Raw genomic sequence first — 17335 nt, forward strand, 5'->3', positions numbered from 1 at the left:
GGCGCTCACGACACCAGCTCCAGCCGCGCCCGGCCCGCCGCGGCCAGGCCGCCCGACGAAGGTGCCGCGAGCTTGAACAGCGCCACCGCGCGCTGCAGTTCCTCGGCCTGATCCTCCATCGCCCGCGCCGCCGCCGTGGCCTCCTCGACCAGCGCGGCGTTCTGTTGGGTGGCTTCGTCCATCTGCACGATGGTCTTGCTCACCTGTTCGATACCGGCGCTCTGCTCCTGCGAGGCGGCAGCGATCTCGCTCATGATGTCGGTGACCCGGCGCACGCTGGCCACGACCTCGCGCATGGTGTCGCCAGCGCCGTTGACCAGTGCGGTGCCATCGTCGATCTTGCCGACCGAGGCGTCGATCAGGCCCTTGATCTCGTGCGCCGCGGTCGCCGAGCGCTGCGCCAGCGCGCGCACCTCGCTGGCCACCACCGCGAAACCGCGGCCCTGCTCGCCGGCGCGCGCCGCCTCCACCGCGGCGTTGAGCGCCAGGATGTTGGTCTGGAAGGCGATGCCGTCGATCACGCCGATGATCTCGGCCATCTTCTTCGATGCTTCGGCGATGCCGGACATGGTGTCCACCACCTGCTCGACCACCGCGCCGCCACGCGAGGCCACGCCCGCGGTGTCCTGCGCCAGGCGGTTGGCCTGGTGCGCATGCTCGGCGTTCTGCTTCACCGTCGAGGTCAGCTCCTCCATCGAGGCCGCGGTTTCTTCCAGATTGGCCGCCTGCTGCTCGGTGCGACGCGACAAGTCGTCGTTGCCGGCGGCAATCTCGCTGGCGGCGGAGTTGATCGCGGTGGTGGCCTGCTGGATGCGGCCGACGATGCCGGTCAGCTGTTCCACCGTGGCATTGGCATCGTCGCGCATCTGCGCGAATACGCCGTGGAATTCGCCGTGCATGCGCGCGGTGAGGTCGCCCTGGGCCACGGCACGCAACAGCGCCGACAAGGCCGAGAGGTTGCCTTCGGTCAACTCCATCAGCCGGTTCAGCCCGACCACCATGCCGCGGAAGTCGTACTGGAAGCGCTCGGCGTCGCCGCGCCGGGAGAAATCGCCGGAAGCCGCGGCCTGCGCCAGTTCGGTGATGGCCTGGTTGATCGCCTGCAGGCTGCGCTTGGTGGTGCGCATCGCCTCGGTGATCGCCGCCTTCTCGCCCGGCAGCGGTTCCATGTCCACCTGCATGTTGCCGATCGCGTACTGCGACATGACCTCGACCAGGCGCCGCTGCACGTCCACGTGCGCGGCCACCAGTGCATTGGTGCCATGGACCATGCGGCCGTACTCGCCGGGGAAGCGCTCGGCGTCCATCCGGTAGCTCATCTCGCCGGCGTCGTGGCGCTGCGCCATCTCCGCCTGCGCCTGCATTACCGCCTGCAACTGCGTCTGCATGCTGCCCATCGCATCCAGCAACTGGCCCAGCTCGTCGTCGCGGCGATGCCGGACCTGGCTGTCCAGGCGCCCGGCGGCGACCGCCGAAGACACGCGCACGGCCTCGGCCAGCGGGTCGAGCACCTGCCGGCGCAGCAGCAGGTACAGCGCGCCGCTCAGCAACAACGCCGAGAGCAGGCCGACCGCGGCGATGGTCCACAACAGCGCACGCGCCTTGGCCATGACCAGCGCGTACGGCACCGAGACGCCAAGCGCGAACGTCTGCGGCGCATCGCCGATCTTCAGCGGCACGAACACGTTCAACGCATCCTCGCCGTCGGCGCGGCGATGGTCGAACACCACCTGGCCCTTGGCCACGCGCGCCAGCATGTCCTTGGACCAGGCATCGCTGCGGGTCTTGCCGACCTGCTGCGGATCGCGGCTGGCCATCACCATGCCCAACGGCGACAGCAGGCTGGCATGGCCCTCGCCCATCGGCCGCAGCGCGGCGATGCGCTGCTGCAGGGTATCGAGGGTGAAGTCGACGGTGACCACGCCCAGGAAACGCCCGTTCTCCAGGATCGGCGTGGCCAGCGTGGTCATCAGCGTGTCCTTGCCGGCCACCGGGTAGTAGTAGGGCTCGATCACCACCGGCTTGTGCGTGTTGCGCGCCAGCAGGTACCAGTCGCCGTCGCCCGGCTTCTCGTAGTCGCGCAGCGCCTCGCGCACCAGCTTGCCGTTCTGCCGCGACCACCAAGTCATGTAGCGGCCGGTGGCGTCATGGCCCTCGGTGCCGACGAAGGCCTTGTCGTTGCCGTCGAACGCGTCCGGCTCCCACATGGTGCTGATGCCCAGCCACTGCGGATGCGCGTCGAGCTGGCTGCGCAGCACCGCGGTGGCGGTGGCGCGCGACAGACCGGCGGCGTGCTGCACGCGGAAGCTGTTGGCCAGCGCGTCGCTGGCGTCGAAGGCCACGCCGATTTCGCGCGACACCCGCTGCGCCTCCACTTGCGCCAGGTTCTCGATGCTGGTGCGCGAGGTCGACAGCAGCGCATCGCTGCTGCGCCAGTAGATGATCATGGCGGTCAGGCCGAAGCAGGCCAGCGCGAGCAGGCCGGTACCGAGCATCAGGCGTTTGGCGACGCTGCCGCGACGGCGCTGCGGCGACGGAGTGGACATGACGACTTCCTTGGCAAGGGGGGAGGGAATACGGTCGCGGGGAACGCCCCCACGCGGCAGCCCGCCACGGCGCGCGGCACGAGTGCGCCGTGTCCGCTGCCGATGACCTGCCCGAGGCGCCTTCCCCACCGGGCCACGATGCGCGGCCGGACATTGCGTCCTGGCGCCGCTGCATGGCGACCCACCCTCTCGCTATCGTCCCGCCGTCCGCAAACTTGATGGTCATTGCGCGTCATGCCGATGAACGGACAGGGCGTCGCGGCGAGAACGCGCGGCTGCGCGCAGTTCTGTTCAGCACTTATGCGCCAGTGCACAAGCGCGTGCACGGATGCAGCACGGCGGGCCGGCGACGGCAACGTGCAGGGATGCGTGAAGGCGGCTGCGCGAATGCGTGACCGCGTCCGGAGCGATCACGCCTGCGCGCGGTAACGTGCGCCGCATGCACCGCGATGCGTGCCCGGCGAGGTCACTGCGCGCGGACCGCGTCTGACCGCGCTTACGGCCGCCAGTTGGCGTTGTGCTCCCAGAACGCCACGCTGCGCCGATAGGCGTCGCGATCCAGCGGCACGCCCGAGCCGCCCTCCTCCACGCCCAGCGCATTGCGCAGCATGGTGATCGGCGCCATCGGGATCTCCTGCGGCTCGGCGGTATACAGGCAACCGACCACGCCCCAGTCCGCCTCGATCGGCGCGCCCTCGTGCGCGAGCTGTTCGCGGCTGTAGAGGATCGGCAGCAGGTACTCGGCCACCGGCGGCTCGACTCCTTCGAACCAGCGCACCAGGACCGGCAGTTCTTCACGGCTGCGCGCCTCGTAGCCCGAACGCAGCAGGCGCCGGTTGGCGTCGGTGATCGGCACGGTCAGGCAGCGCGTCGAGGTCCAGTTGCGGTGCACGTGCAACTTGCAGAACGGTGCGTAGCCGTCCAGCACCTGCAGCGGCGTGTGCGCGTTGAGGTGCTGCTCGAACTGCTCGGGCGTGCAGTCCTGGATCGCATTGCGGCGGCCGTCGCGCGGGAACAGACGCGTGCGGGCAAACGGCGTGAGGACGATGGACATGGGGTGCATGGCAAACGAGGGCCCACAAGCGTAGCGCGCGGCAGGGTCGGTGCCCACCGCTGCCACCGTCGCAGCCGGTGGCGCAAGGCCATGCGGAACAGCGCTTAGCGGAACTTGCGATACCTCGACTGGGTGCACTGTGGGAGGGACTTCAGTCCCGACGCCGTGCAAGGTTGGGTACCCAGCAGGCGTCGCTCGTCGCAGCTGCGTGACAGGTGTCCTGCAAATCGTGCATCCACCTGGCGACTACGGATGTGCCAAGGCGTAGTCGATCGCCGCGCGTACCGCCGCCACCTGCGCGGCGTTGCACTGCTGCGGCGTGGCGCTGGCACTGTCCGGATACACCTCGGTAGTCGTGGTGTAGCGCGCGTCGGTGATGCCTGCGCACAGACCCAGCCGCTTCACCGGGTAGTTGATGACCCCCGGCGCCGCCAGCGGCGTGCCGATGAGTTCGCCGGCGGCGTCGGCCGGCGCGATATGGGTGACCTGTGCGACTGCGGACAGCACCGCCTGCTGGAACGCGGGCTGCGGGTTCTCGCTGTCGCCGACCAGGTAGAAACCGTCGGGAATGCCGCCCGGCGCGTAGGCGATGCCATCGCGCGCGGCCAGCGCCGGCCGGAATTCGGACTCGTCGCTGTCGGTGGTCTCGTGCAGGTCGATGTGCATGCGCACTTGATCGCGCAACGGCGCGACCAGGCGCAGCAGCGCAGCCGATTCCTGCGCCGGGCTGTCGGCGCGGAACGAACGGTTGGGATCCAGCGCATCGGCGTTCCAGCGGTGGATGCGCTCGTACGCCCACGGGCTCACGCACGGCGCCACCAGCACATTGGCGCGGCCGGCGTAGTCCCCGGCATGCTGCTGCGCAAACTGCAGCGCGCCGTGCACGCCGCTGGTCTCGTAACCATGCACGCCGCCGGTGACCAGCATGCACGGCAAGGCGTGGTCCCAGTTGCGGCTGCGCAAGGCCAGCAGCGGATAGCGCTCCTGCGCGTATGCCAGGTCCCCGTACGCGACCACCTCCCATTGCCCGCGCAGGCCTTCGATGGCAGCGACCACCTCGTCCTGGTAGCTGCGCCGGCGCGGCTGACCCGCCAGCCAGGCCGCCTTCTCGGCCGCGCCCCAAGGCACGCCGGGGGTTCCGATCGGATAGAAGGCTGCGCTGGTCATGGTGCTGCTCCGCGTCGACAGGTGAGGGCGGCGACTGTAGCAAAGCGCATGGGCCGCGATGCGACATGTGCCATGAATGCAGCGCGCACGGCGCTCCCGAGCGGAAGCGGATGCCGATCCCGCTTTCGTACGCTGTCGCCATGAATACGTATGTAGCGCGCGCATGTTGCGCCGCGATGCGCGCTTAGCATCCTCCGGCCGCACGCCAGCCCCGCGGCGAGGTCATGCCCCTGTCCTGCAGGCGTCCTGCCTGCGCCCACGCACCGAGGAGATCGAACGATGCGCGTCCCATCCGCTGCAAATCGTCTGCTGCACCTGCACCGCTGGCGCAGCCTGCTGGTCGGCCTGCTGCTGCTCCTGGCCACCGCCAGCGCCCAGGCCGACGTCATCCTGCATGCCTTCAACTGGCCCTATGCCACCGTGGAAGCGCGTGCCGCGCAGATCGCCGCCGCCGGCTACCGCAAGGTGCTGGTGGCGCCGGCCTACCGCTCGCAGGGCGACGCCTGGTGGGCGCGCTACCAGCCGCAGGACATGCGTCTGATCGACAACCCGCTCGGCGACACCGACGCCTTCGCCAGCATGGTGCAGGCGCTGAAGGCGGTGGGCGTGGAAACCTATGCCGACGTGGTGCTCAACCACATGGCCAACGAAGCGGCCACGCGCTCGGACCTGAACTACCCGGGCAGCGCGGTGCTGGGCCAGTACGCCGCCAATCCGCAGCGCTATGCGTCGCTGCGGTTGTTCGGCGACCTCTCGCAGAATTTCCTCAGCGCCAGCGATTTCGGCCCGGCGCAATGCATCACCAACTACAACGATCCCTACCAGGTGCGCACCTACCGCATCTGCGGCGGCGGCAACGATCCCGGCCTGCCGGATCTGGTCGGCAACGACTGGGTGGTGCAGCAGCAGCGCAACTACCTGCTGGCGCTGAAGGCGCTGGGCGTCACCGGTTTCCGCATCGACGCTGCCAAGCACATGACCTTCGATCATCTGAACAAGGTGCTCGATGCGCAGGTCCGCTCCGGCGTGCTGGTGTTCGGCGAAGTGATCACCGGCGGCGGCAGCGGCAACTCCGACTACGACCAGTTCCTGGCACCGTACCTGCAGGCCACCCCGCACGCGGCCTACGACTTCCCGCTGTTCAACTCGGTGCGCAACGCCTTCGCCTACGGCGGCAGCATGGACCTGCTGGTGGATCCGGGCGCCTACGGCCAGGCGCTGCCCGGTGCGCGCGCGGTGACTTTCGCCATCACCCACGACATCCCCAACAACGCCGGCTTCCGCTACGCGATCATGGACCCGGTCGACGAGACCCTGGCCTACGCCTACCTGCTCGGCCGCGACGGCGGCGTGCCGATGGTGTACTCGGACAACAACGAGAGCGGCGACAACCGCTGGGTCAACGCCTACCAGCGCGACGACCTCAAGCGCATGGTCGGGTTCCACAACGCCGCACAGGGCCGCGACATGCAGGTGCTGGCGCACGGCGCCTGCTACCTGCTGTTCCGCCGCGGCGACCTGGGCATCGTCGGCATCAACAAGTGCGGCAATACCGTCACCGCCGCGGTACCGATGAACGGCAGCGTATTGCGCTGGAACGTCGACTACACCGATGCGCTGGGTTCCGGCAGCGTGGTGCGTATTTCCAGCGGCAGCTACACCTTCAGCCTGCCGCCGCGGCAGGCGCGGATGTGGAAGCGCTGAGCCAGGGAGCGGACGCGGCGCGCCCACCGGCGCGCCGCGCGGGGAGCGCGTCGCCGCCCCCGGGCGACGCGGCGATCGCGCGACTGCGACCTCTTGCACATCCATCCGGATGAAGAGATATACTCGCCACACCGCCCGCTGCGTTGCGCCCATGACCGCCATCAGCTTCGAGTTCTATCCGCCCAAGACCGACGAACAGCGCGCGCAGCTCGACCGCACCGCCGCGCGGCTCAAGGCCTATGCCCCGGAGTACGTCTCCTGCACCTTCGGCGCCGGCGGCTCGACCCTGAGCTACACCTCCGAGACCGTGCGCCACCTCAAGCAGCACCACCGTTTCGAGGCCGCGCCGCATCTGTCCTGCGTGGGCGGCAGCCGCGAGGAGATCCGCGAGCTGCTCAAGCTGTACCGCGCCATCGGCTGCCGCCGCCTGGTCGCGCTGCGTGGCGACCTGCCGTCGGGCATGGGCCACCCGGGCGACCTGCGCTATGCCGCCGACCTGATCGCCTTCATCCGCGCCGAGCACGGCGACGCCTTCCATCTGGAAGTGGGCGCGTATCCGGAGACGCACCCGCAGGCCCACGATGCGCTCAGCGACCTGCGCCACTTCAAGGCCAAGGTCGATGCCGGCGCCGATGCCGCCATCACCCAGTACTTCTACAACGCCGACGCCTACTTCCACTTCGTCGACGCAGTCCGCAAGCTCGGCGTGCAGATCCCGATCGTGCCCGGCATCATGCCGATCTCCAACTTCAGTCAGCTGCGGCGTTTCTCCGAGCAGTGCGGCGCGGAAATCCCGCGCTGGATCGGCAAGCGCATGCAGGCCTACGGCGACGATGCCGAGGCCATTCGCGAGTTCGGCGCCGACGTGGTCGCCACCTTGTGCCAACGCCTGGTCGACGGCGGCGCCCCCGGGCTGCATTTCTATACGCTCAACCTGGCCAAGCCCACCACCAGCGTCCTGGCACGTCTGCGCGGCGACGTCGCCGCCGGCTGAGTGTCGCGGCCGCTGTCGCTCGGGATTCGGGATTCGGGATTCGGGATTCGGGAATGGCAACAGCAGCGCGAAGCCTCGCTTTGGCGAATCCCCAATCCCGAATCCCCAATCCCCGCTCGTAAGGCATTCGCTCCGCGGTCACGCCGGCTGCGGCTACCCTGCGGCGATGCGCCTGCTCCCGCCGATGCTGCTGCTCTTGTGCCTGTGGGGCCTCGCCACGCCCGCCACCGCGCAACGGGTGAACCGTTGCACCGGGCCCGACGGCACCACCGTGTTCAGCGATCGGCGCTGCGAGGACGTCGGCGCGATCGATCGCCTGCCGCCACCGGCCGCCCCTGGCAACGTCGGCGGCAACGCCCGCGGCCTGGCACCGCCGCAGTGCGTGCGCCGGCTCAGCGTGCTGGTCCAGCAGATCCGCAGCGCCGTGGACGCCCGCGACGTCAACCGGCTATCGGCACTGTACTGGTGGAACGGCGTCTCCGACGACGGCGCGCAACGCATCTTCGACCGGCTGGAGGCGATCGTGCGCCGCCCCCTGGTGGCGATCGTGCCGGTGTTGCCGGAGACCGGCGGGACGACCGCTCCCGCAGCCGGTACGTCGTCGACAGCCGCGTCCGCGACAACGGCCACGTCGGCCGCGGCGGAGGCCGATGGTGGCGAGGCGCCATCGCGCCCGCACCCGACCGGCCTGCGTCTGCAGCAGACCCTCGCCGGCAGCATCACCCCCGCCTCCACCGTGCTGGACCTGCGCCGGCAGTACGACTGCTTCTGGATCAGTTTCTGAGAAGCCGGGAATGGGGAATGGGGATTGGGGAGTCGCGAAAGCGGCTCCCTGCGCGCGCACTGCGTCACCTGTAGGATCGGCTTCAGCCGCGACGCGGTGGAGCCGGGATTGGGGATTCGGGAACCGCAACAGCGGTTCCCCCGTACGCGCCTCCCCCGCCCAGGAGCGGCGCCAGCCTCGTCGGACACTGTGGGAGGGACTTCAGTCCCGACGCATTGCGCCATCGGAAAGCACGCCACGTCGCGCGTCGCGGCCGCACGATAGTTGGTCCCTACGGAATCGCCGCGCTCACGCCACATCGGCCGCCAGCGGCCACAGCCCGCGGATCGCGGCGATGCCCTGGCCGCCATGGCGGCGCGCCTCGGCAACGTGCGTCGACGCCAGGCCGCCGATCGGATAGATCGGTAGGGCGACCTGCTCGCGCAGGCGCTCGAACGCCTCCCAGCCCAGCGGCGCGGCGCCTGGGTGGCTGGCGGTGGGGGCCAGCGGCCCGACCACCGCGAAATCGCAGCCGATGCGCTGCGCCGCCTGCAATTCTTCAACGGTATGACAGGACGCCGCCACGGCCTGCCCGGCCGGCACCGGGCGCGCCTGCCACTGCGGCAACTGCTCCGCGCCCAGGTGCACGCCGACACCCAGTTCCTGGGCCAGCGCCACGTCGCGGTTGAGCAGCACCTGCGCGCCACGCGTCGCGCACAGCGTCGCCGCGGTCCGCGCCAGCGGCGCCCACTGCTCGGCCGGCAGGCTGCGCGCACGTAACTGCACGCGGCGCACGCCGGCGTCCAGCGCGCGCTCCAGCGCCGCCAACCAGGGACCCGGCTCAGCCGGCTCCGGCGTCACCAGATAGCAGGCGGGCTGGCGCAGCATCGCCACCACCGGCTGGTCGGCCGGGGGCATCGCATAGCGGCCCAGCTTGTCGGCACTCACCCAGGTCAGCGCCTGGCCCTCGCGGCCGCGCGGCGTGCCCTTCCAGGCCGAGACCTGGCGCACTTCCAGGCGCAGGCGCTTGTCCGGGTAGCGCTGCGGCACTTCCATCAACCAGTCGCCGACCACCGCCTCGATGCCCAGTTCCTCCTGCAGTTCGCGCACCAGCGCCTGCTCCGAGGTCTCGCCGGGCTCGCGCTTGCCGCCGGGGAATTCCCACAGGCCGGCCAGGTCGCGCCCCTCGGTACGGCGGGTCAGCAGGATACGGCCGCGCGCATCGGTGATGACGCCGGCGACGACATGAATGGATCTGAGCGGTTCGGACATGGCGCAAGCTTGCCGTTTCCGGCAGCGCCAACGCAATCAACCGGGTTCACATCGGCGACGATCGGCATGTAAGCGGCGCCAATGCAATCCGGAAACCCAGCGCTGCGCGTCGGCGTGCGCTGCTGGCCGGGCTGCCACGCCAAGGCAAGATCATGCGCAGACTGGCCCGCCACCACCGCTGCCCCTGTGCGACCGCCTGCATCGTGTCGGCGCCGCACATCCAGCGCGCACCGCTCAGGCCACCAGGCCGTGGCCGATCCGCCACAGCACGCCGCCGGGATCGTGCAAGGTGAAATCGCGCATGCCCCAGGGCCGGTCCTCGGGCTCGCCCAGGCGCGCACCGTAGCGGCCGGCCAGGTCGGCCGCCTGCAGCCGCCGCCACCAGGCATCGACGTCCTCCACCCACAGGTGCAGCACGAGGTTGTGCGCCAGGCCCGCATGGTAGAAATCCTGCAGCAGGAATGCGCAACGGTTGCCATGGCGGAAGCAGATCAGGCCGTCGCCGAGCGGCTCGGCCGCGAAGCCTATGTCCGCATAGAACTGCGCCGACAGCGCGAAATCCTGCGCCGGCACGAAGACCTTCAGTTCCAGGCTGGGAAGGCTCCACGGCAGGCTTACAGAGGCAATGGCGACATCGGCCAGCCTACGCGCCGCACGCACGATACGCCACGTCGGCAAGCGCATCGCTCCAAGCCCTTCCCAAAAACAGAATGCCCCGCGCAAGGCGGGGCTATTCGCAAATGTGTGATCGACCCAGCACCTGCATCCGTCGCTCACTCCTTCACCGAACGGAGTGCACCGGCTGGCGTGCGGATGTCATGGCCGGCGCACCCACACCCACAGCGTGCGACGCCGAAGCGGGGCCGCCGCGCGATTGCGCAGCGGTCCGCACAACGCCAGGCTCAGCTCAGCTGGCCGTGGCAGTGCTTGTACTTCTTGCCGCTGCCGCAGGGGCATGGATCGTTGCGGCCGACCTTCGGCGCTTCGCGGGTCACCTGCGCCACGGTCGGCGCACCCGCCTCGCCGCGCTGCACCTGCTCGGCTTCCTCGTCGGCGCCGTAACCGCCGGCGTCCTGGTGCTGGAACTGGGCCTGGCGCAACTGCGCCTCCACCTGCTGACGCTCCTGCGCTTCGAGCGCGGCCACTTCCTCCTCGCTGCGGATGCGCACCCGCGCCAGCAGGGTGACCACTTCGCGCTTGGCGTGCTCCAGCATCTCCGAGAACAGCTCGAACGCTTCCTTCTTGTATTCCTGCTTGGGCTGCTTCTGCGCATAACCGCGCAGGTGGATGCCCTGGCGCAGGTAGTCCATGCGCGCCAGATGCTCCTTCCAGCTCTGGTCGAGCACGGTGAGCATCACGTGCTTCTCCAGCGCGCGCATGGTCTCGCCGCCGATCGCCGATTCCTTCTCGCGGAAATGGCGGTCCACTTCCTCGCGCACCTTCTCGACGATACCGTCCGCGTCCAGTTCCTCGTGGCGCTTGACCAGGTCGGTGATCGACAGCGACAGGCCGAGTTCGCTGGCCAGCGTGGCTTCCAGGCCCGGCAGGTCCCACTGGTCGTCCACCGAGTTCGGCGGCACGAAGCGCGAGACGATGTCGTAGATCACGTCGTCGCGGATGCCGTCGACGTTCTCCTTGACCGACTCGGCGTCCAGCAGTTCGTCGCGCTGGGCGTAGATCACCTTGCGCTGGTCGTTGTTGACGTCGTCGAAGTCGAGCAGGTTCTTGCGGATGTCGAAGTTGTGCGCCTCGACCTTGCGCTGCGCCTTCTCGATCTGCCGGCTGACCAGCTTGTCCTCGATGACGTCGTCTTCCTTCATGCCCATCATGCGCATCGCCTTCTGCACCCAGTCGGAGGCGAAGATGCGCATCAGGTTGTCTTCCAGCGACAGGTAGAACCGCGAGGAACCCGGGTCGCCCTGGCGGCCGGAACGGCCGCGCAGCTGGTTGTCGATACGCCGCGACTCGTGGCGCTCGGTGCCGATGATGTGCAGGCCGCCTGCGGCCTTGACCGCGTCGTGGCGCTCCTGCCAGGCCGCCTTCAGGCGCGCGCGCGTCGCGTCGTCAAGCTCCTCGCCCAGCGCGTGCAGTTCGGCTTCCAGCGAGCCGCCGAGCACGATGTCGGTACCGCGGCCGGCCATGTTGGTGGCGATGGTCACCGCGCCCGGCTGGCCGGCGTTGGCGACGATCTGCGCTTCGCGCTCGTGCTGCTTGGCGTTGAGCACTTCGTGCTTCACGCCGGCCTTGCGAAGGTGCTCGGACAGCATCTCCGAGGTCTCGATCGAGGTGGTACCGACCAGCACCGGCTGGCCGCGCTTGGCGCAGTCCTCGATATCGGCCAGCACCGCGTTGAACTTGCCCTGGCGGTTGAGGAACACCTGGTCCGGCCAGTCCTTGCGGATGGTCGGGCGGTTGGTCGGGATCACCACCACTTCCAGGCCGTAGATGCTCTGGAACTCGTAGGCTTCGGTATCGGCCGTACCGGTCATGCCGGACAGCTTCTTGTACATGCGGAACAGGTTCTGGAAGGTGATGCTGGCCAGCGTCTGGTTCTCGCGCTGCACCGGCACGCCTTCCTTCGCTTCCACCGCCTGGTGCAGGCCGTCGGACCAACGGCGGCCCGGCAGGGTGCGCCCGGTGAACTCGTCGACGATCACCACCTCGCCGTCGCGCACGATGTAGTCGACGTCGCGCTGGTAGATCGCGTGCGCACGCAGCGCCGCGTTGAGGTGGTGCACCACGCTCAGGTTCTGCGCGCCGTACAGGCGGTCTTCCTCGTCGGCGAGGATGCCGGCGGCGCGCAGCAGTTCTTCGGCGTGCTCCATGCCCGCTTCGGACAGGTGCACCTGCTTGCCCTTCTCGTCGACCCAGAAGTCGCCCTCGCCCTCTTCGGACTCCTGCTTGACCAACTGCGGCACGATGCGGTTGACGCGGATGTACAGCTCCGGCGACTCGTCGGCCGGGCCGGAGATGATCAGCGGGGTGCGCGCTTCGTCGATCAGGATCGAGTCGACCTCGTCGACGATGGCGTAGTTGAGGCCGCGCTGGAAGCGGTCGGCCTTGGACAGCGCCATGTTGTCGCGCAGGTAGTCGAAGCCGAATTCGTTGTTGGTGCCGTAGGTGATGTCGGCGGCATAGGCGGCGTGCTTGTCGCTGTGCGGCATGCCCGGGTACACCACGCCGACGCTCAGGCCCAGCCAGTTGTACAGCTTGCCCATCTGCGCGGCGTCGCGACGCGCCAGGTAGTCGTTGACGGTGACCACGTGCACGCCCTTGTCTTCCAGCGCGTTGAGGTACACCGGCAGCGTCGCGACCAGGGTCTTGCCCTCGCCGGTGCGCATTTCCGCGATCTTGCCCAGGTGCAGGACCATGCCGCCGATCAACTGCACGTCGTAGTGGCGCATGCCCAGCACGCGTCGGCTGGCCTCGCGGCACACCGCGAACGCTTCCGGCAGCACCTTGTCCAGGGTCTCGCCGCCGGCGATGCGCCCACGCAGTTCCGGGGTCTTGGCCTGCAGCTGCTCGTCGGAGAGCTGCTCCATCTCCGGCTCCAGCGCATTGATCTTGGCGACGATACGGTGGAGCTGGCGCAGTTGGCGCTCGTTGCGGCTACCGAAAACGCGAGTAAGCAGACTGTTGATCATTGAAGGAACCGGTTGGAAAGGAACGCCTCGACGGCCCGATCCCCAGGGAATCGACGGGCCGCAAACGAAACAGGGCGCGAGGCGCCCTGTCGATGGCAAAGCACATTGTAGCTTGGGGCGGCGCCCGGCGATTCAAGCGCCGGCACGCCAGCCCCCGCGCAGCTCAGCCACGGCCGCGGCGGCCCACCGGAATGGCGCCATCGCCGAGGAACTTGGCCGGGTTCACCACCACCCCGTCCTTCCACACCTCGAAGTGCACATGGGCGCCGGTGGAACGGCCGGTGGAGCCGGCCTTGGCCACTTCCTGGCCAACCCGCACCAGGTCGCCGACCTTCACCGACAGCCGCGAATTGTGCGCGTAGCGGGTGACATAGCCATTGCCGTGGTCGACCTCGACCACGTTGCCGTAGCCGCCGCGCACGCCGGCGTAGCTGACCACGCCGTCGGCCACCGCCAGCACCGGGTCGCCGACATTGGCGTGGAAGTCGATGCCCTTGTGGTTGCCGGTGCCGCGGCCGAACGGGTCGGCGCGGCCGCCGAAGGCCGAGGTGATGTAGCTGTTGCGGATCGGCATCCGCGAAGGCACCGCGTTCTGGTCCAGCTGGTGGTCGAACAGCAGCGATTCCAGCACCGACAGCTGCTGGCCGGAGGTGGCGAACTGCTGCTGCAGCCCGTCCAGTTCCTTGCCGAGCTGCTGCGCGGGCATGTCGTGGCTGGGCTCGTCGTCGCCGCCACCGACGCCGACCGGCTGGTCGAAATCGAACTCGCCGTCCTGCAGCTTGCCCATGCGGGTCAGGCGATCGCCGAGCGCGTTGAGCCGGGTCGCCTGCGCCTGCAGTTCGCCCAGCCGGGCCGCCAGGGCGTTGACCTGGGTCTGCGCGTCGCGGCGCACCTGCGCCAGTTCCTGGTCCTGCCGCTCGAGCTTGGCGCGCATCTGCGCCGAACCACCCCATCCGGCTGCGGCGCTGACGCCGATGCCGAGTACCATGCCGAGGCCGAGCACCGCACCGAGCGCGGCGAGGGGACGACGATCGGCGAATTCGCGCAATCGCCACGGCAACGTCTTGACCCCCTTTTCACTGGAACGGATTACGATCTTCTTGAACGTCATATGAGTTTTCATGTCTAAGCGAAAGTCCGGCGAAGGCCATACCGCCACGCCGCAGCCGGCGCTGGACGCCGCACTGGCGGACAAGGCGGGCGACCCATTGCGCCGCGCCCTGTGGCTCGACGCGCTGGACCGGCAGTTACGCCCCCATTTGCCGCCGAACCTGGCGCCCCGTTGCCGGTTGGCCAATGTGAACGGCGAACAGCTCGTTTTTCTCGTTGAGTCTCCGGTCTGGCACGCCCGGGTCAGGCTGGCCGAGGCCGACATCCTTGCTGCGGCCCGTTCCCTCGGGCTGAAAGCCACCAAAGTGACCGTCAAGACTGCGACTGCACCCGCGCATTCCCCAATGCAGCAGGCAAGAAGCACGCCGGCTCCGGTTTCTGCAGCCACGCACAAGGGGTTGCGCGAGGCTCTGGCTTCCCTGCAGGACGTCGTCTCCGCGACGCCCGATGCGACCACGGGCTCCGACCGTGGCCGTCGACGTACGTAGACACGCACGCCGCGACCGACGCATCCTAGCGGGCGTCGGGCGCGAGGTCGTTACCGATTCGTTAAATCGGCGTTAAGGGGAGAAGAAGGAACGGCCGATTGCCGATTCCGTGATACCCACCCGGCCGTCACCGGGTTGAACGGTTCAGGCGTAAGCCGCCGCCCCGTAAGCCACCGGCGCCTGCTGCGCGGCGGATTCGAAGCTGACCCATTCCCAGGCCGCCTGTTCGGCGAGCAGGGCGCGGACCAGCTTGTTGTTCAGTGCGTGGCCGGACTTGTAGCCCTCGTAGGCGCCGAGGATGGCACCGCCGGCCAGGTACAGGTCGCCGATCGCATCGAGGATCTTGTGGCGCACGAACTCGTCGGCGTAGCGCAGGCCGTCGTCGTTGAGCACGCGGAACTCGTCGAGCACGATGGCGTTGTCCATCGAACCGCCCAGGCCGAGATTGCGCTCGCGCATGTACTCCAGGTCGCGCATGAAGCCGAAGGTGCGCGCGCGGGAGATTTCCTTGATGTAGGCCATCGTCGAGAACTCGATCTCCTGGCGCGACTGCTTGGCCGGGATCATCGGGTGGTCGAACTGGATGGTGAAACCGAGCTTGTAGCCGCCGTCGTAGGGCACGAAACGGGCGATCTTGTCGCCGTCGCGCACTTCCACCTCGCGCTTGATGCGGATGAAGCGCTTGGCCTTGTCCTGCTCGACGATGCCCGCCGACTGCAGCAGGAACACGAACGGACCGGCCGAGCCGTCCATGATCGGCAGTTCGGCCGAGGACAGTTCGACGATGGCGTTATCCACGCCGAGGCCGGCCATCGCCGACATCAGGTGCTCCACCGTCTGGATCTTGGCCTGGCCGCGGCTCAGGCCGGTGCAGAGCGTGGTCTCGGTGACCAGTTCGGCATCGGCCGGCACATCCACCGCCGGATCCAGGTCCACGCGTCGGAACACGATGCCGTGGTCGGCCGGTGCGGGGCGCAGGGTCATGTAGACCTTGTCGCCGCTGTGCAGGCCCACGCCGGTGGCGCGGATCGTGTTCTTGAGGGTGCGTTGCTGGGTCATGGCAGACAGTCTGGGAACGTCTGTTCGCACGGGAACTGAACAGACAACGAGAATATCACGCGTTTAGCTAAATTTTAACAAAGCGGTCACAGCATCCCATCGGTGCAACGCTGGCCCGTGCCGGCGTCGCGGTCGCAAAAACCTGCCGGGTCGCGGGGACCCGGCAGCAAGGGACACGGCGCGCCGGCCAGGGAGGCGCTCCTGGACGGCGGTGTTGCGGGCCGGCGCGCGCGCCGGCCGATGATGCAGACCTCAGTCGGCCTGACGGCGCAGGAACGCCGGGATGTCCAGGTAGTCGCTCGGCAGGTCGGCCGCGGCCGGTGCCGGGGCGGACGCCGCGGTGCTCATCGACTCGCCGCTCGGACGGCGCAGGCCCAGGCCCATCGCACCGCCGACCGCCTTGGACACGGCGTCGCCGCCGTGCTCGAAGTCGCCGAATTCCGGCTGGCCGGTGGTGGCGTTGCGCACCAGCTTGATCGGCGCGCGCTGCTCCGGGCGCTGCGACTGACGCGACACCGCACGGTTCAGGCCGGTGGCGACCACGGTCACGCGCACTTCGTCCTGCATGTCCGGATCCAGCACGGTACCGACCACCACGGTGGCGTCCTCGGAGGAGAAGCCTTCGATGGTGCGGCCGATCTCGTCGAACTCGGCCATGGTGAAGTCCGGGCCGGCGGTGATGTTGACCAGGATGCCGTTGGCGCCGGCCAGGTTGACGTCGTCCAGCAGCGGGTTCTGGATCGCGGCCTCGGCGGCGGCCTGCGCGCGGTCGTCGCCGCGGGCCGAGCCGGTGCCCATCATCGCCAGGCCCATTTCCGACATCACGGTGCGCACGTCGGCGAAGTCGACGTTGATCAGGCCCGGACGCACGATCAGGTCGGCGATGCCCTGCACCGCGCCCTGCAGCACGTCGTTGGCGGCGCGGAACGCCTGGATCATGGTGGCGTTGCGGCCGAGCACGGTGATCAGCTTTTCATTCGGAATGGTGATCAGCGAGTCGCAGTGCTGGCTCAGTTCCTCGATGCCCTTCAGCGCCACCTGCATGCGGCGGCGGCCTTCGAACGGGAACGGCTTGGTGACCACGGCCACGGTCAGGATGCCCATTTCCTTGGCCAACTGCGCCACCACCGGCGCGGCGCCGGTGCCGGTGCCGCCGCCCATGCCGGCGGTGATGAACACCATGTCCGCGCCCTGCAGCGCGTCCATGATGCGCTCGCGGTCTTCCAGCGCGGCCTGGCGGCCAACTTCCGGGTTCGCGCCCGCGCCCAGGCCCTTGGTGACGTTGGTGCCGAGCTGCAGCTGCAGCTTGGCGCCGCAGTTCTTGATCGCCTGCGAGTCGGTGTTGGCGGTGATGAACTCCACGCCGTCCACGCTGCTGCTGACCATGTGCGCGACCGCGTTGCCGCCGCCGCCGCCCACGCCAACCACCTTGATCACTGCATTGGGTGCCATCTTTTCAATCAGTTCGAAATGCGCCATGTCCGTTTCCTCTTTGAGCCGTGAATGGGGAATCGGGAATGGGGAATCGGATCGC

13 protein-coding genes are annotated in these 17335 nt (G+C 68.8%); 4 read left to right on the forward strand and 9 right to left on the reverse strand.

The features are described from left to right. Positions 1-5: 5 nt before the first annotated feature. The 3 genes from SLW55_RS03215 to SLW55_RS03225 all read right to left on the reverse strand — a co-directional run bounded on the left by SLW55_RS03215 (position 6) and on the right by SLW55_RS03225 (position 4767). Entirely contained in the window at positions 6-2546 is a 2541-nt protein-coding gene (locus tag SLW55_RS03215; protein WP_319020012.1) for a methyl-accepting chemotaxis protein, read from the reverse strand. Positions 2547-3042: 496 nt separating this feature from the next. Next, the gene (locus SLW55_RS03220; protein ID WP_017912964.1) at positions 3043-3600 is read right to left on the reverse strand and encodes a DUF3228 family protein; all 558 of its coding nucleotides are present in this window, start codon (positions 3598-3600) and stop codon (positions 3043-3045) included. A gap of 246 nt (positions 3601-3846) precedes the next feature. Then, complete coding sequence (locus SLW55_RS03225) at positions 3847-4767, reverse strand: M14 family metallocarboxypeptidase (protein ID WP_295926653.1); 921 nt, start codon at positions 4765-4767, stop codon at positions 3847-3849. 333 nt (positions 4768-5100) lie between these two features. On the opposite strand from SLW55_RS03225, the gene SLW55_RS03230 reads away from it, so the two are divergent. From SLW55_RS03230 to SLW55_RS03240, 3 genes are all read left to right on the forward strand, one after another. After that, on the forward strand, positions 5101-6471 hold the full coding sequence (locus SLW55_RS03230; RefSeq protein WP_320744642.1) for an alpha-amylase family protein: 1371 nt from the start codon (positions 5101-5103) through the stop codon (positions 6469-6471). Positions 6472-6622: 151 nt separating this feature from the next. Then, positions 6623-7465: a methylenetetrahydrofolate reductase [NAD(P)H] gene (metF, locus tag SLW55_RS03235; RefSeq protein WP_017916493.1), complete on the forward strand. Its 843-nt coding sequence runs from the start codon at positions 6623-6625 to the stop codon at positions 7463-7465. A gap of 166 nt (positions 7466-7631) precedes the next feature. After that, positions 7632-8249 (forward strand): DUF4124 domain-containing protein, encoded by a 618-nt coding sequence (locus tag SLW55_RS03240; protein WP_267093501.1) that lies wholly within the window; start codon positions 7632-7634, stop codon positions 8247-8249. Positions 8250-8537: 288 nt separating this feature from the next. On the opposite strand, the gene SLW55_RS03245 is transcribed toward SLW55_RS03240, so the two are convergent. The 4 genes from SLW55_RS03245 to SLW55_RS03260 form a co-directional block, all read right to left on the reverse strand. After that, positions 8538-9500, reverse strand: coding sequence for a Nudix family hydrolase (locus tag SLW55_RS03245; RefSeq protein WP_267093500.1), 963 nt, complete (start codon positions 9498-9500; stop codon positions 8538-8540). A gap of 234 nt (positions 9501-9734) precedes the next feature. Next, positions 9735-10112, reverse strand: coding sequence for a VOC family protein (locus SLW55_RS03250; RefSeq protein WP_319019451.1), 378 nt, complete (start codon positions 10110-10112; stop codon positions 9735-9737). A gap of 290 nt (positions 10113-10402) precedes the next feature. After that, positions 10403-13144, reverse strand: coding sequence for a preprotein translocase subunit SecA (secA, locus tag SLW55_RS03255; protein ID WP_295972765.1), 2742 nt, complete (start codon positions 13142-13144; stop codon positions 10403-10405). A 163-nt stretch (positions 13145-13307) separates the two neighbouring features. Continuing rightward, a complete protein-coding gene (locus tag SLW55_RS03260) occupies positions 13308-14255 on the reverse strand; it encodes a M23 family metallopeptidase (protein WP_017916714.1) in 948 nt (315 codons plus the stop codon). A gap of 10 nt (positions 14256-14265) precedes the next feature. Here SLW55_RS03260 and SLW55_RS03265 point away from each other — a divergent pair, with 10 nt between their 5' ends. Next, a complete protein-coding gene (locus SLW55_RS03265) occupies positions 14266-14742 on the forward strand; it encodes a DUF721 domain-containing protein (RefSeq protein WP_017909649.1) in 477 nt (158 codons plus the stop codon). A 144-nt stretch (positions 14743-14886) separates the two neighbouring features. Here SLW55_RS03265 and lpxC read toward each other — a convergent pair whose 3' ends face one another. Together lpxC and ftsZ are read right to left on the reverse strand one after the other, a co-directional pair. Further along, on the reverse strand, positions 14887-15801 hold the full coding sequence (lpxC, locus tag SLW55_RS03270) for a UDP-3-O-acyl-N-acetylglucosamine deacetylase (RefSeq protein WP_010340119.1): 915 nt from the start codon (positions 15799-15801) through the stop codon (positions 14887-14889). A gap of 252 nt (positions 15802-16053) precedes the next feature. Continuing rightward, entirely contained in the window at positions 16054-17280 is a 1227-nt protein-coding gene (ftsZ, locus tag SLW55_RS03275) for a cell division protein FtsZ (protein ID WP_017912957.1), read from the reverse strand. Between the last annotated feature and the right edge of the window lie 55 nt (positions 17281-17335).

The organism is Xanthomonas sp. LF06-19, assembly GCF_034105425.1.
GTDB classification, from domain to species: Bacteria; Pseudomonadota; Gammaproteobacteria; order Xanthomonadales; family Xanthomonadaceae; genus Xanthomonas_A; species Xanthomonas_A sontii.